The organism is Gordonia sp. DT30 (assembly GCF_049844915.1).
Taxonomy (GTDB): domain Bacteria; phylum Actinomycetota; class Actinomycetes; order Mycobacteriales; family Mycobacteriaceae; genus Gordonia.
The window spans coordinates 26,263-40,037 of record NZ_JBNCLY010000007.1 but is presented as its reverse complement, the minus strand read 5'-3'; the positions used below and the strand labels follow the sequence as shown (position 1 = coordinate 40,037).

Sequence of the window (13,775 nt, the reverse complement as noted above, 5' to 3'; positions counted from 1 at the left end):
GCGTATGAGCACCACCGTTCCCGGTGGCGGCATCGATCGTGGTGCGGCACGGCTGGATTCGGCCGCCCGGGCCAGGGCGGCCGCTCACGAGCTGGCCGCGCGGTTCGTCGTCGGGGCCGCCGAGCGCGACGCCGAGCGCCGGCTGCCCCACACCGAGATCGACGAACTGTCGGCCAGCGGACTGCTCGCTATCACGGTGCCCGCCCGGTTCGGTGGTGTCGACCTGGCGCCGAGCGTGGTCGCCGACGTGACCCGCATCCTGGCCGCCGCCGATCCGAACATCGCCCAGATCCCGCACAGCCACTTCGTGTACCTGAATCTGCTCCGGCTCGCGGCGCCGGAAGAGCTGGCGCGCAGGCACTTCGACGCGGTACTGCGCGGCGGGCGCGTCGCCAATGCACAATCCGAGCGTGGCGGAAAGACGGTCGCCGACGTCTCGACGACCCTGTCGACCGAAGGTCCGGGCCGGTTCCGGCTCGACGGCGAGAAGTTCTACGCGACCGGCTCGTTGTTCGCCGACACCCTTGCCGTGCTGGCCCGCCACGACGCCGATGACGCACTCGACGGTGGGGAGTACATCGCCTTCGTTCCCGTCGACACCCCCGGGGTGGAGCGCATCGACGACTGGAATGCCTTGGGCCAGAAGACGACCGGATCGGGAACGGTGCGGTTCACCGGCGTGCCCGTCGGAGGCGGCGATCTCGTGGCGCGGGGACCGGCGGTGTCGCGTCGGACCGGATACGGCGCGTTCGCGCAGTTGCTGCACGTCGCGATCGACGTCGGCATCGCGCGCGGTGCGCTCGACGCGGCGGTCGATTTTGTGCGCACCAGCGCACGGCCCTGGTTCGAGGCCGGCGTCGAGCGGGCCGTCGACGACGAGCTGCTCGTACAGCGGTTCGGCGAGCTCGGGGTCGAGCTCATCACCGCCGAGGCCACCCTTGACGCGGCGGGACGTGCGGTGGATCGGGCCACCGGAGCCGACGAGCCCGGCGAATCCGATGCCGAGGATGAACTCCACCGCACGGTGGCGGACGCGTCGATCGCGGTGGCAGCGGCCAAGGTCGTCGCCGACCGGGTCGCCAACTCCGTGGCCTCGGCGCTGTTCGAGGTGAGCGGAACCCGCAGCGCCGCATCGGGCACCGGGCTGGATCGATTCTGGCGCAACGCCCGCACGCACACGCTGCACGACCCGGTCCGCTGGAAGCTGCAGCACATCGGTCGTCGGGTCCTGCGCGGCGAGGACCCGCCGGTCCACGGTGTCATCTGAGCGGATGAATCGGGCGACGGCTGCGTCCCCGGATCGGCGGATCGAGGCGCCGGAGCGGGCCTCGATGTCTGATCCCGCAGTTATGCTCGCATCATGTCATCGAGTCGCGTGAACACCCAGTTCGGGCCGTATCGCCTGGATGAACTGCTGGGTCGGGGCGGCATGGGCGAGGTCTACCGCGCCTACGACACGACGAAGGATCGGGAAGTGGCGCTGAAGCTCCTCCACCAGGGACTGGCCGACGACGAGGTGTATCAGCAGCGGTTCCGTCGCGAGTCGCATGCCGCAGCGCGCCTGGGCGAACCGCACGTCATCCCGATCCATGACTGGGGCGAGATCGACGGCGTGCTGTTCATCGACATGCGGCTGGTGGCCGGCGAGGACCTGCGTGCGTTGCTGCGCCGAGAGCATGCGCTGCACCCGGCACGCGCGGTCACGATCATCGAGCAGGTGGCCGCCGCTCTCGATGCCGCACATGCCGACGGCTTGGTGCATCGCGACATCAAACCCGAGAACATCCTCGTCGCCCACAACGATTTCGCCTACCTCGTCGATTTCGGTATCGCCCACGCCTCCGACGACACCCATCTGACCCAGGCCGGCACCGCCATCGGATCGATCGCCTACATGGCGCCGGAACTGTTCGACGCCGCCCCGGTCAGCTCGGCCAGCGACATCTACGCATTGACGTGTGTGCTCTTCGAGGCACTGACCGGCCGGGTGCCACACCCCGCCGACACCATCAGTTCGGCGATCAAGGCCGCGGTCATGTCACCGCCACCCGCCCCGAGCAGTGTCAACGCCGACGTGCCGACGGCCATGGATGCGGTCATCAGCCGTGGCCTCGATCCAGACCCGGCCCGTCGCCACCCCACTGCCAGTGAACTCTCCGCGGCGGCCCGGGCCGCGCTCACCGGGGACGCGCTCACCGGGGACCTGGATCCCCGGACGACCGTCATATCCGCCGACGGCCCGGGCCCGGGGCAGCCGCCGAATCTGCGGAAGCCGGCGCCCCCGACCGTGGTCGGTCCGGCGGCCGCCGGTGACGAGGCGCTGCGGGCGACCCAGATCCGGCCGTCGGGACCGGTGGGGCCGATCGGGACGCCCGGAGCGGGCAGCACGCTGAATGTGTCTGGACCCCAGCAGTATTCCGGGCCCCAGCAGTATTCCAGACCTCAAAACCTGTCTGTGCCCCAAAACCTTTCTGGGCCCCAAAACCTTTCTGGGCCACAGGTTCCCGGATACGGCCCGCCGCCCTACGGGCAGCCCGGCTATCCGGATCATCCGGCACCACGCCGGGACCGGTCGTTGCTGATCGCGGTGACCAGCGTGATCGCGGTGGCGGTGATCGGGTTGCTGATCGTCGGCGCGTACTGGCTGTTCACGCGCAATTCCGGGGACAGCACGACCGCCGAGTCGCCGGTCACCACCGTCATCTCGCAGGCACCGCCCGCCGGCCAGCAGAACACCCCCGCCCCGAGCTTTCCCGCGAATGCCGTGCCGTGCGACGCGACATCGGCGATCGGTACGTCGGTCACGAGTTGCCCGTTCGCGCAGGCGACGCGCGCCGCCTATCTCGCTGCGGGTTCCTATGGCCAGGCGCGCACCGTCGCCGCAACCAGTCCGGTCACCGGACAGACATATCCGATGTCGTGTGCACCCGAGGGGACCGCGGTCACCTGCCGCGGTGGCAACAATGCCATGGTCTATGTCCTGCCCTGACCGGTCGGGACCGCACCGGTCTCGTGCGCGAAACAGTTTGTGCTGCAAGGTGGGTGCTGTGAGGGGAGCTGAGGTCGGGGTGCGTCGTGGTCTACTCGCGACGATCGCTGTGGTGGTGGCCGGACTCGTGGCGGCAACCGGCTGCGCGACATCGAACTCGCCGGCGTCGCGATCGACGGTCACGGTGTACGCGTCGCCGTCCTCGTCGACGGGTGCCTCGACGTCGTCGGTTGCGCCGTCGGGTATCGGTGCGAACCCGGCGCTGGCAGCAGGCTTTCGGCGGGTCGCGACGGGCACCGGTCTGCGGGTGGGGGTTGCGGTGGCGCCGGTGGGCCGCACCGCCCATGCGACCATGGTGTTCGGTGACCAGACCCCGCAGGTCGCGTGGTCGAGCATCAAGGTGCCTCTCGCGGTCGCGGCCGAGCGGGAGAACGGCCGATCGACTGCCGAGAGCAACGCCATCATCAACTCCGACAACTCCGCCGCCGAACAACTGTGGGCGTCGCTGGGCAGCAACACGGAAGCATCGGCCAAGGTGACGGCCGTCCTGCGCGAGGGCGGCAACCCGAACACCGTGGTGCCGACCCAGCAACTGCGGTCCGGATTCACCATCTTCGGCCAGACCGTGTGGACACTGCCGGACGCGGCGACCTTCGCCGGTCACCTGCCGTGTATGCCCGGCACCGCGCACGTACTCGCACTGATGGGGCAGGTGGCCGGCAATCAGCAGTGGGGCGCGGAGATCATGTCGGCCCCGAAGACGACCGCGGTCAAGGGCGGCTGGGGGCCGGGTGTCGACGGCGCGTACCTCGTCCGCCAGCTCGGCGTGATCACCTACCGCGACGGGCAACAGAGCGCGGTGGCGATGAGCGCGGTCGGCGGATCGATGTCGGCCGGCACCGCAGCGCTCAACGCGATCGCCAACTGGCTCAACCAGAACATCGCGGCACTGCCGCGTGGACGCTGCTGACAGAGCGCGAGCGGCCTGAGGCGAGGGTCACGCCCCGCGCACGGGGAGGTCTCGTTTTTGTTGTGCGATTGGCTCGCACAATCACGCTGACCTAGGGTGCCAGTGTTACCACTGTGACCCAGGAGGTGTGTGTGGCGTTTGCCAGAAGGATTGTGCTGGTGGTGGCCACGACGCTCGCGCTGGTCGCCGGCACCGCGGGCATGGCGGCGGCAGCGCCGCTTCCGTTCGCGATCCCCGAGCTCCCGATACCGGAGCCGGTACGTACGTGGCTGACCCCGCCGGCGCCTCCTCAGGAAGCGCTGAGCAAGTCCTTCGCCCCGTTCCAGAGGTCACTCGCGAAGAGCGATCCCGGTACGGTCGGGATCGCGATCGCCGCGGTGGGCTCGGACCAGGTGATCTCGCTTGGTACGTTCACCACCGGACGCGCGTGGTCGACGCTCAAGGTGCCGGTCGCGCTGGCCGCCGAACGTCGTCTCGGTTCGCAGGTGACCGCCGCGGAGACCAAGGCCATCACGGTGTCCGACAACGACGCCGAAGCAGACCTGTGGGCCCGAATCGGGCCCGGCACGGCGCCGGTCGACGCGGTGACCGCGGTGCTGCGCGAGGGCCACGACCTGAGTACCCACGTCAGCTCGCAAGACGATCCGACTCCGTCGTTTCCCGGCTACACCATGTGGGCGTTGGCCGATCAGGCGCGGTTCGGTGCGCATCTGCCGTGCCTGCCCGGTACCGATCGGCTGCTCGGCCTGATGGGCGCCGTCGGACCCAACCAGCGCTGGGGGGTCGCCGATCTCGCCCGCACCGACCGGCGCGTGAGCTCGACCGCGGTGAAAGGCGGGTGGGGACCCGGCACCGGGACGTCGTCGGGCTTCCTGGTGCGTCAGCTCGGCATCATCACCACCGGGGGCGGCCAGGTCGCGGTATCGCTCGCCGCGGTGCCCCGCAGCGGCCGGTTCGCCGACGGCACGGCCATGCTCAGCAAGGTCGGCGTCTGGGTCGGGCGCAATCTGACGTCGCTGCCGACGGGTCGGTGCGGACTCGGCTGATCGGCGGCCGCTGCGCCTATTCGGGCATGGAATGCCGACCGGTGCGTGACGGCGCCGGATCGGGCCGGGCGGGCATCTCGGGCTCGGGATCCCGCCGTCCCGCGGGCCGGGCGAGGGCCGCGGCGATCGCCGTCGTCAGCGGAACCGACAATGCGATCGCGATACCGCCGACGAACGACCGCGCCAGTTCCACCGCGACAGTATCGCTGGTGAGCAGGGACCCGAACGGTTGCTGGGCGACCGAGAACAGCAACAGCAGCGGCAGCGCGCTGCCCGCATAGGCGAACACCAGGGTGTACACGGTGGAGGCGATGTGGTCGCGCCCGACGCGCATCGCGGCACGGAAGGTGGCCAGGCGGGTCGGCTCGCCGGCCGCGGCCAACTCGAACACCGCCGACGCCTGGGTGATCGTCACGTCGTTGAGGACACCGAGCGTGCCGATGATGAAACCGGCCAGCAGCAGTCCGCTGACAGAGATACCGCCTTGGTACACCTGCAGATTGGTGGCCTGGTCATTGGAGAGGCCGGTCAGGTTCATCGTCACGATCGATGCCCGGCTGAGCACCGCGGCGAGCAGTAGCGACAGCAAGGTGCCGAGCAGGGCAGAGCTGGTACGCACGCTGATTCCGTGGGCAAGGTAGAGGACGACGAACAGGATCGCGGCCGAGCTGACCACGGCCACCGCCACCGGCGATTTGCCGTCGAGGATGGCAGGCAGGGTGAAGACCCCGAGCACGACGAACGCGAAGACCAGTCCGATGAGTGAGCGCAGACCCCGCCATGCCGCCACCAGGATGATCGCGCCGGCAAACAGGATCGCCCACACGATGGTCGAGGTGCCCCTCGCGAAGTCGTAGAACGTGTACCGCGGTTGCCCGTCGGGTCCCGGTGCCGTGGCGAGCCGGATCGAGTCACCGATGTGCAGGGTGGGCTGGCCGGGCTGTGGATCGTCCGGGGCACCGAGGGTCTGTACCGACGAATCCGGTCCGCTGCCCGACTGGGCCCGATTGGTCGGCACCTCCACCAGCGTGTACTTGCCGGAGTGGCTGCCGGAGGTGAGGTGCACGACGCTCTCGATGCAGGGACCGGTGCCCGCACCCGAGATCGGGATGTCGGCGGTGTCGGCCACCGTGCCGACCATCTGGTTGAGGCAGTCGCCGCGGGTCTGACCGACCACCTCGCCGTCGACCGCATGGATCGGTCCGCCGTCGGCACCACGGAACTGGGCGGGAATCGAATGCTCGCCGCCCGACGGCCACAGCAGCACGGCGCCGACGACCACCGCGAGTCCGGCGATGCCCAGGGCGGTCAGCACAAATCGCCGGGCGAATGGTGACAGATCGGCGGCGATTCCGCTCAGCGTGTGAGAGTGGCTGTGGCCGTGTCCGTTTCCGGAAGTTCGTTCGCCGCGCGGGCTCTTGTCCGGAGTGCCGCGGCGTCGGCCGGGGTTGCTGGTCACCACGCCACCTTAAGGTGTCGCCGTGTCCTTCGGTGTGGTCTGGGCCGCGGCGCCGCGCGTTGATATCCATGAGGTGATATCCATGCGGTGAGATCCATGCGGTGAGCGCAATACGGGAGTAGGTGTGGAGGAATGAGAGCAACCGAAGTCCTCGCCGATGGTTTTCAACGCGTCAAGGAGAACGTGCATTCGGTCCTCGACGGGATCGAGGAGGCCCGGCTGACCTGGCAACCCGCCGAGGGAGCCAACACCATCGCCTGGCTGGTGTGGCATCTGGCCCGCGTACAAGATGCGCAGATCGCCGATGTCGCGGGCACCGACCAGATCTGGACCATCGACGGCTGGTATGACCGCTTCGCGCTGCCGTTTCCGCCGTCGGCGACCGGTTATGGCCAGAGCCCCGAGGACGTGATCCGGGTGGTCGGGCCGGTGGAGTTGCTGCTCGGCTACTACGACGCCACCCATCGGGCGACGGTGGATTACCTGGTCGATGTCGACGACGCCGATCTCGACCGCATCATCGACACCAACTGGGATCCGCCGGTCACGCTGGGGGTGCGCCTGGTCAGCATCGTCGACGACGACGCACAGCACGTCGGGCAGGCCGCCTACCTGCGCGGCCTCGACGTCGATCTCGGCTGAGCGCCCGACGGTTGCCGCACCCGGTCAGATCCATCCGCGTTCGAGCGCTATCCGCGCGGCCTCGGCGCGGGTCGCGCTGCCCGTCTTGCCGATTGCCGACGACAGGTGATTGCGGACCGTCCCGGCCGTCAGATGCACAGTCGCGGCGATGCTCGCGACCGTCGCGCCCGAGAGCGCTGCCCGCAGCACCTCGGCTTCACGTGGCGTCAACGGGTTGTCGCCGCTGGTCAGGCTCTCGGTTGCCAGCGTCGGATCGATCACCCGCAGGCCCGCATGCACCCGTCGCACCGCGTCGGCCAATTCCGTTGCGGGCGTGTCCTTCACGACGAATCCGGACGCCCCGGCGTCGATGGCGCGGCGTAGGTAACCCGGACGCCCGAATGTGGTGACGATGAGCGAGCGCACCGCGGGCAGCTGCGCACGCAGCGCGGCCGCCGCCGCGATGCCGTCGGCGCCGGGCATCTCGATGTCGAGGAGACACACGTCGGCCGCAGAGGTGCGTGCGGCGTCGACGACCTCGTCGCCGCGACCCACCTGTGCGACCACCTCGAGGTCGTTCTCCAGGTCGAGCAGCGCGGCCAGCGCGCCGCGGACCAGAGCCTGGTCGTCGGCGAGCAGCAGCCGGATGGGCTCACTCATCAGCCACCACCGCCGTCAACGTCGTTCCGCTGGAATCAGATTCGAGCCGCAAGGTGCCGCCGGCCGACTCCACGCGCTCGGTGAGTCCCCGTAACCCGTTGCCGGGCACCCCATCGCGCAGGCCCGCGCCGTCGTCGCACACCGACAACGACCGGTCGTCGATCCGCACCAGGCAGTGCGTGGCCCCGCTGTGGCGCACGACGTTGGTGATGGCCTCGCGCAGTACCCACGCGAACAGTTCGCCGTGTTCGGTGGGTGTCTGCGGATCGGGAAGGGCGGCATCGATCTCGGCGGCCCGCAGCGCGCTCTCGGCGGCGGCGATCGCGCTGGGGAGGTCGGGGGTGCGCAGTCCGCCGACGGTGGCCCGTACCTCCGACAGCGCGGACCGGGCGAGGTGATTGACCTCGGCCAGTTCGGCTTTCGCGCGTTGCGGGTCCAGATCGACGAGGCGGCCGGCCAACTCGGTCTTGATGGTGATGACGGTCAGTGAGTGACCCAGGATGTCATGGACGTCGCGCGCCACCCGGTCCCGCTCGGCGACCACCGCGAGCTGGGAATTGAGCTCGCGTTGACGTTGCTCGGCCCGTTCGCGCTCACCCTCCCGTACCGACATCGCCCGGACGCCGAGCATGGTGAATCCGACGGCGACCAGGATGATCACGATGCTGGGGTCCACCGGCCACCCGGCGACCGTCGGAACGGCCACCGACGCGACGATCAGCGCGGCGACCGCGATCGCCGCCCACAGCGTGGGAAAGGTGAAGGCGGCGACCACTATCATGAACGGCGCGGTGCCGAAGGTGTTCTGCCCGATGACGGGGAGCAGTCCGGCCGCGAGGCAGACGAGGACGATGAACACCCAGATCCCGCGTGGTTCGGTCGCCACCCGCTTGTTGAGCACGTAGACCGACGCCAGCAGGTAGATGACCGCGAAGAGACCGAGCAGGACGTACCCGATCGCCTTGGTGGCCGCGTCGTGATCGGAGGCGGCCACCGCGCCGATCGGGTACGCCAGGAACAACATCCAGATGGCGGTGAACACCCAGCGGAGAGTGCGCCAGGGTGCCCACCGGTCGATTCCGGGACTGCTCATCGTCTCCGATTCTGCTCTGCGATCGCGGGGATCACTGCCTGGGTCGTCACTGCCGTGCGGTACTGCGACTGTAGAAGAAGGCCGCACCGGAGGCGAAGACCACCGCCCAGATGGCCACATTCGCGATGATGATCCAGAGCGAGATCTGGGTGCCGTACACGGTGACCCCGTGGTCGAGCGGGTAGCGGGCCAGCGTGACGATTCCGAACATCGGGGTGAACTGGGCGATCGTCAGCATCGTTCCCTTCAGCGGGACGAACACGTTACCGGCGAAGGCCAGCAGCGCGAGCACGCCGCCCATCACCTGCATGGCGCCGTCGGAGCGCATGATGCTGCCGATCATGAGACCGAACGCGGCGAACACCGAGGCGCCCAGCCAGCCGATGAGCAGGCAGGCGATCCACACCCCGGCCGTCGCGTGTGCGCCGGTGGCGATACCCGCGACGGTCAGCACCAGGATGGGCAGCGCACCCATCCCCAGCGCGACACCGACTTTGGTGGCCACATATCCGGCCGGCTGCAGGGGCGTCATCATCAGCGTGCGCGTCCAGCCTGCTTGCTGTTCGAGCGCGACGGAGGCTGCGTTGGTGGCTGCGGCCAGGATGGCGCCGTAGACGGCCATGCCGATCAGGACGTAGAAGGCCACGTTCCCGGAGCCGACCGTATCCGAATTCTTCTGTGTCGCACCGAAGACCAGATACAGCAGGCCTGGCATGAGCACCGTGAAGATCAGCGCGCGACGGTTGCGCAGTACCCGCCGGATGTCGGTGCGCAGGTACGTCGGGGCCGGGAGGAAGCCGCGCAGCGATCGGCCGTCGAGTGCGCCCGACGGCCCGGTGGCCGTGCCGGCGGTGGTGGAGATGGTCATGTCAGTGCCCTTCTGATAGGTGGATGGTTGCCGGATGATCGCTCAGGCGGCCGACGTCAGCGCGACGAAGGCGTCTTCGAGGTTGTGGGTGGCGATCTCGATGTCGCGTGCGTGGGTCGAGGTCAGCAGGCAGCGGGCCAGGACGTCGGAGTCCGCCGACGACAGATAGGTGCGGCCACCGCGCCGGTCGACGACCTCGAGGTCGGCGATTGCGCCTGCGACGGTGCGCAGTTCGGCGTCGTCGACGACGGCCGAGACGATCCGGCGGCTCGCGACGTTGCGGATCTCGGCGGTCGAGCCGTCGGCGACGATGCGGCCGTGGGCGATCATGATGATGCGGTCGGCGAAGTCGTCGGCCTCGTCGAGGTAGTGGGTGGCGAAGACGACGGTGCGGCCGTTGGTGGCGTCGGCCCGCATCGCCGCCCAGAACGCCCGCCGTGATTCCACGTCCATGCCCGCGGTGGGCTCGTCGAGGACGATCAGATCCGGGTCGGGGAGGGTGGCGAGCGCGAACTTGAGGCGTTGCTGTTCACCGCCGGAACACCGAGACACCTTGCGGCCCGCCAGTTTTGCGATGTCGGCGCGGGCCATCGCCGATTCGACGTCGGCGGTCCGTCCGTGCAGCGACGCGACGATGCGTACGGTCTCCTCGACGGTGAAGTCGGGAAGCAGCCCGCCGGACTGCATGACCGCGGCGATCCGGCCGGCCTGTGCGGCCGCCCGGGCCGGCATGCCGAGGACCTCGATGTCGCCGGAGTCGGGCCGGGTCAGGCCCAGGATCATGTCGATGGTGGTGGTCTTGCCCGCGCCGTTGGGGCCCAGGAAGGCCACCACCTCGCCGGTGCCGATGGTCAGGTCGAGGTGGTCGACGGCGGTCACGCGCCGGTGGTCGGAGCCGCGGAACGTCTTGTGCAGGTTGCTGGTGGTGATGGCTGCTGTCGTCATGCATCTCACGATGCCGCGTCGGCAACCCCGTGTCCCAGAGCAGATGTCATCGATCGTCCATGACGTTTGTCATGGACCCCGGACCGGGACTGCGGCGCGTGGCCCGCCTCAGCCGACGTGTACCACCGGGCGGCGGTCGAGATCGGGTTCGGCGCGGCGGACGACCTCGCGGGTGACCGCGGCGACCTCGCCCTGGCCGATGAACAAGAACCGCAAGAGGTTGACGAGGGGATTGGCCTCACTCCACTCGAAGTACACGTTGGGTACCTCGTCGGTCCAGTCGCGGATGGCGAACAAGGTCGCCGCGATCGTGTTGGGTACCGCGGCCGAGGAGACCCACAGAATCCGGAACCCGCCCTCGTGGTAGCGGCCGTGGATCTGGAGATCGGTGGCGAATTCCGACGAGTCGGTGACGTTGACCTCCAGGAACACGATCTGTTCGGCGTCGGGAATGTGGCTCTCGGCGCGTTGCTGTAGCTCCTTTTCCTGGTATTCGGTCAGTGACCGCACGTCGGGATCGTGAGTGACGATCTGGATCGACCCCGACGCCGCGGCCCCGTCGATGATCTGCTGCGCGGTCTCGTCGAAAGTGATCTCGCCGCTGCGCAATTCGAAGGACCGGTTGATGCGGGATGCGAAGGACACGATCAGAATCGCCGCGATGAAGAATGCGGCAACCTGGACGCCTTCGGGACGCTCGATGATGTTGGTGATGGTGGTGTAGACGAAGACCAGTCCGATCGCCGCGAACGCGACGGTGGCGACCATGCGGCGCTTCTTGCGCACCGACAGCGTCACCGCGACGGCCGCCGACGTCATCAGCACCAGGACACCGGTGGCGTAGGCGGCGCCCTGCGCGTCCACCGACGCGTCGAAGTACACGGTGACCCCGGCCGCGATGAGGATGAACACCACCACCAGCGGCCGTGACGCCCGCGCCCAGTCGGGCGCCATCCCGTAGCGGGGCAGGTAACGCGGCACCAGATTGAGCAGTCCGGCCATCGCCGACGCGCCGGCGAACCACAAGATCAGGATGGTGCTGAGGTCGTACACCGTGCCGAAGCCGTTGCCCAGATTCGCGTGCGCCAGGTAGGCGAGCGCGCGGCCGTTGGCGCCGCCACCGGCTTTGAATTCGCGTTCCGGGATGAGGATGGTGCACACCAGGCTGCTGGTGATGAGCAGCACGCTCATCGTGACCGCGGCGGTGGTGAGAAGTCGGCGTGCCCCCGCAATGCGGGTGCGGGGCGCCGACGGCGGGTCGTCGGGGGAACCGTTGATCTGCGGCATCACCGCCACCCCGGTCTCGAACCCGGAGAGCCCGAGCGCGAGCTTGGGGAAGACGAGCAGGGCGACTGCGATCATCATCCACGGGTTGCTGTGTTCGGCGGTCATCGCGTGCGTCCAGTCGACGACGACGTGCGGTGATGTGGCGATCTTCACCAGCCCGTCGATGATCACCACGACGTTCAGCGCGAGATAGATCGCCACCAATCCGACGGCCACGGTGATGGCCTCGGTGAAGCCGCGCAGGAAGACCGCGCCCAGCAGGGCCAGGAACACCAGGGTGATGAGGACCGGATATCCGCCGAACGCCGACGGGATGAGCGGGTTCTCGGTGAAGTGCGCGGTCGCGTCGGCCGCCGAGAGCGTCATCGTGATGAGGAAGTCGGTGGCGGCGAAGCCCAGCAGCACCAGCACGAACACCTTGCCGCCCCAGCGCGGCAGGAGATGTTCGAGCATCGCGATCGATCCCTCGCCGCGGGTCGAGCGGGCCGCGATGTAGCGGTAGACCGGCAGCGCCCCGAACAGGGTCAGCGCGACCAGGACCACGGTCGCGAGTGGGGCGATGGTGCCGGCCGCGAGTGCGGCGATACCCGGCTGGTATCCCAGCGTCGAGAAGTAGTCGACGCCGGTCAGGCACATGACCTTCCACCACGAGTGGGTCCGGGTGTGCTCCCCGGCCACCCGGTGCGGACCCATCAGCCCGGCGGGTTCGGGCGAGATGTCCGAAAGAAACCAGCGGCGTATCGACGACGACACCATGCTTGCGGGCACCGGATGACTGTAGACGGCCGAGTGTGACGACGCACGGCTGCCGTTCGATGGGGCCTGTCGTCATCGTCGACGGATCGTCGTTCGTGAGACGATCGGCGGGTGGCCACCGAAGACACCGACGCGCGGCAGAACTCCGGTCAATCCGACTCGATGGTGACGGTCGTCATCGCCTTCGCCATGAACATTCTGGTGGCGGTGGCCAAGACCGTCGCCGCGGGCATCACCGGCTCGGCGTCGATGGTGGCGGAGTCGGCGCACTCGTGGGCCGACTCGGGCAACGAGATCTTTCTGCTCGTGGCCGAACGGCGTGGCGGGCGGGGCCGTGACCGGGCCCATCCGTTCGGATACGGCCGCGAAACCTACATCTGGTCGATGTTCGCCGCATTCGGTCTGTTCGCCGTCGGTGCGGCGGTGTCGGTGATGCACGGCATCACCTCGCTGTCGAAGCCCGAAGCCGACACGAATTACCTGATCGGCTACCTCGTGCTGGGGATCTCGGCGATGCTCGAGGCGACGTCGTTCCTGCAGTCGGTACGGCAGGCCAGGAAGGGCGGCCGGCGGTTCTCGATGCACCCGCTGCGCTTCGTCAATCGCACGTCCAACACCACGTTGCGGGCGGTGTTCGCCGAGGACGCCACGGCCCTGGTCGGTCTGGCCATCGCGGCCGCCGGTATGGGACTGCACCAGCTCACCGGGTCGGCGATCTACGACGCGCTCGGCTCGATCCTCGTGGGCCTGTTGCTGGGGGTGATCGCCCTGTTCCTGATCAAACGGAACAGCGAATTCCTGTTGGGGCAGCGTGCCATGCCGATGACCCGGGCGGCGATCCTGCAGAAGTTGCTCGACCATCCCGACATCGATCGGGTCACCTACCTGCACGTCGAATACGTCGGGCCGGCGAAGTACTACCTGGTGGCCGCCATCGACATCCGCGGTGATCTGCGCGAACACGACGTCGCCATGCTGCTGCGCCGCATCGAGGCCGAGATCGAAGAGCTCGACGCGATCGTCGAGGCGGTCCTCACGTTGTCTACCGCCGACGAACCGTCGCTGCGGTTGTGAACTCCCC

Annotated in this window: 12 protein-coding genes; 6 read left to right on the top strand and 6 right to left on the bottom strand. The window is 68.7% G+C overall.

Translation table 11 applies throughout. The annotated features are described in order from the left end of the window. The first annotated feature begins 4 nt into the window (after positions 1 to 4). The 4 genes from ACLQ3C_RS08915 to ACLQ3C_RS08900 all read left to right on the top strand — a co-directional run bounded on the left by ACLQ3C_RS08915 (position 5) and on the right by ACLQ3C_RS08900 (position 5,005). A complete protein-coding gene (locus ACLQ3C_RS08915; protein WP_425704695.1) occupies positions 5 to 1,267 on the top strand; it encodes an SfnB family sulfur acquisition oxidoreductase in 1,263 nt (420 codons plus the stop codon). 93 nt (positions 1,268 to 1,360) lie between these two features. Beyond that, positions 1,361 to 2,989 (top strand): protein kinase domain-containing protein, encoded by a 1,629-nt coding sequence (locus ACLQ3C_RS08910; protein WP_425704694.1) that lies wholly within the window; start codon positions 1,361 to 1,363, stop codon positions 2,987 to 2,989. Between the two features lie 58 nt (positions 2,990 to 3,047). Next, on the top strand, positions 3,048 to 3,959 hold the full coding sequence (locus ACLQ3C_RS08905) for a hypothetical protein (protein WP_425704693.1): 912 nt from the start codon (positions 3,048 to 3,050) through the stop codon (positions 3,957 to 3,959). Between the two features lie 200 nt (positions 3,960 to 4,159). Next, positions 4,160 to 5,005, top strand: a complete 846-nt coding sequence (locus ACLQ3C_RS08900) for a hypothetical protein (RefSeq protein WP_425704838.1) — start codon at positions 4,160 to 4,162, stop codon at positions 5,003 to 5,005. A 16-nt stretch (positions 5,006 to 5,021) separates the two neighbouring features. Here ACLQ3C_RS08900 and ACLQ3C_RS08895 read toward each other — a convergent pair whose 3' ends face one another. Then, positions 5,022 to 6,464, bottom strand: a complete 1,443-nt coding sequence (locus ACLQ3C_RS08895) for a YibE/F family protein (RefSeq protein ID WP_425704692.1) — start codon at positions 6,462 to 6,464, stop codon at positions 5,022 to 5,024. A gap of 132 nt (positions 6,465 to 6,596) precedes the next feature. Here ACLQ3C_RS08895 and ACLQ3C_RS08890 point away from each other — a divergent pair, with 132 nt between their 5' ends. Beyond that, the gene (locus ACLQ3C_RS08890) at positions 6,597 to 7,106 is read left to right on the top strand and encodes a mycothiol transferase (RefSeq protein ID WP_425704691.1); all 510 of its coding nucleotides are present in this window, start codon (positions 6,597 to 6,599) and stop codon (positions 7,104 to 7,106) included. A 24-nt stretch (positions 7,107 to 7,130) separates the two neighbouring features. Here the strand turns inward: ACLQ3C_RS08890 and ACLQ3C_RS08885 are convergent, their stop codons facing one another. From ACLQ3C_RS08885 to ACLQ3C_RS08865, 5 genes are all read right to left on the bottom strand, one after another. Continuing rightward, on the bottom strand, positions 7,131 to 7,745 hold the full coding sequence (locus ACLQ3C_RS08885) for a response regulator (protein ID WP_425704690.1): 615 nt from the start codon (positions 7,743 to 7,745) through the stop codon (positions 7,131 to 7,133). Next, on the bottom strand, positions 7,738 to 8,838 hold the full coding sequence (locus ACLQ3C_RS08880) for a sensor histidine kinase (protein ID WP_425704689.1): 1,101 nt from the start codon (positions 8,836 to 8,838) through the stop codon (positions 7,738 to 7,740). The genes ACLQ3C_RS08885 and ACLQ3C_RS08880 overlap by 8 nt, the downstream gene beginning before the upstream one ends. 46 nt (positions 8,839 to 8,884) lie before the next feature. Beyond that, positions 8,885 to 9,706 (bottom strand): ABC transporter permease, encoded by an 822-nt coding sequence (locus tag ACLQ3C_RS08875; RefSeq protein ID WP_425704688.1) that lies wholly within the window; start codon positions 9,704 to 9,706, stop codon positions 8,885 to 8,887. A gap of 42 nt (positions 9,707 to 9,748) precedes the next feature. Next, positions 9,749 to 10,651, bottom strand: a complete 903-nt coding sequence (locus ACLQ3C_RS08870) for an ABC transporter ATP-binding protein (protein ID WP_425704687.1) — start codon at positions 10,649 to 10,651, stop codon at positions 9,749 to 9,751. Positions 10,652 to 10,759: 108 nt separating this feature from the next. Then, a complete protein-coding gene (locus tag ACLQ3C_RS08865; RefSeq protein ID WP_425704837.1) occupies positions 10,760 to 12,631 on the bottom strand; it encodes an amino acid transporter in 1,872 nt (623 codons plus the stop codon). A gap of 225 nt (positions 12,632 to 12,856) precedes the next feature. Here ACLQ3C_RS08865 and ACLQ3C_RS08860 point away from each other — a divergent pair, with 225 nt between their 5' ends. Beyond that, the gene (locus ACLQ3C_RS08860; RefSeq protein WP_425704836.1) at positions 12,857 to 13,768 is read left to right on the top strand and encodes a cation diffusion facilitator family transporter; all 912 of its coding nucleotides are present in this window, start codon (positions 12,857 to 12,859) and stop codon (positions 13,766 to 13,768) included. The last annotated feature ends 7 nt before the right edge of the window (positions 13,769 to 13,775 follow it).

Bases quoted from the DNA above. Each gene is read 5' to 3' on its own strand.
- ACLQ3C_RS08915 (WP_425704695.1), top strand. From the start codon at position 5: ATGAGCACCACCGTTCCCGGTGGCGGCATCGATCGTGGTGCGGCACGG.
- ACLQ3C_RS08910 (WP_425704694.1), top strand. From the start codon at position 1,361: ATGTCATCGAGTCGCGTGAACACCCAGTTCGGGCCGTATCGCCTGGAT.
- ACLQ3C_RS08900 (WP_425704838.1), top strand. From the start codon at position 4,160: ATGGCGGCGGCAGCGCCGCTTCCGTTCGCGATCCCCGAGCTCCCGATA.
- ACLQ3C_RS08890 (WP_425704691.1), top strand. From the start codon at position 6,597: ATGAGAGCAACCGAAGTCCTCGCCGATGGTTTTCAACGCGTCAAGGAG.
- ACLQ3C_RS08885 (WP_425704690.1), bottom strand. From the start codon at position 7,745: ATGAGTGAGCCCATCCGGCTGCTGCTCGCCGACGACCAGGCTCTGGTC.
- ACLQ3C_RS08880 (WP_425704689.1), bottom strand. From the start codon at position 8,838: ATGAGCAGTCCCGGAATCGACCGGTGGGCACCCTGGCGCACTCTCCGC.
- ACLQ3C_RS08875 (WP_425704688.1), bottom strand. From the start codon at position 9,706: ATGACCATCTCCACCACCGCCGGCACGGCCACCGGGCCGTCGGGCGCA.
- ACLQ3C_RS08870 (WP_425704687.1), bottom strand. From the start codon at position 10,651: ATGACGACAGCAGCCATCACCACCAGCAACCTGCACAAGACGTTCCGC.
- ACLQ3C_RS08865 (WP_425704837.1), bottom strand. From the start codon at position 12,631: ATGGGTCCGCACCGGGTGGCCGGGGAGCACACCCGGACCCACTCGTGG.
- ACLQ3C_RS08860 (WP_425704836.1), top strand. From the start codon at position 12,857: ATGGTGACGGTCGTCATCGCCTTCGCCATGAACATTCTGGTGGCGGTG.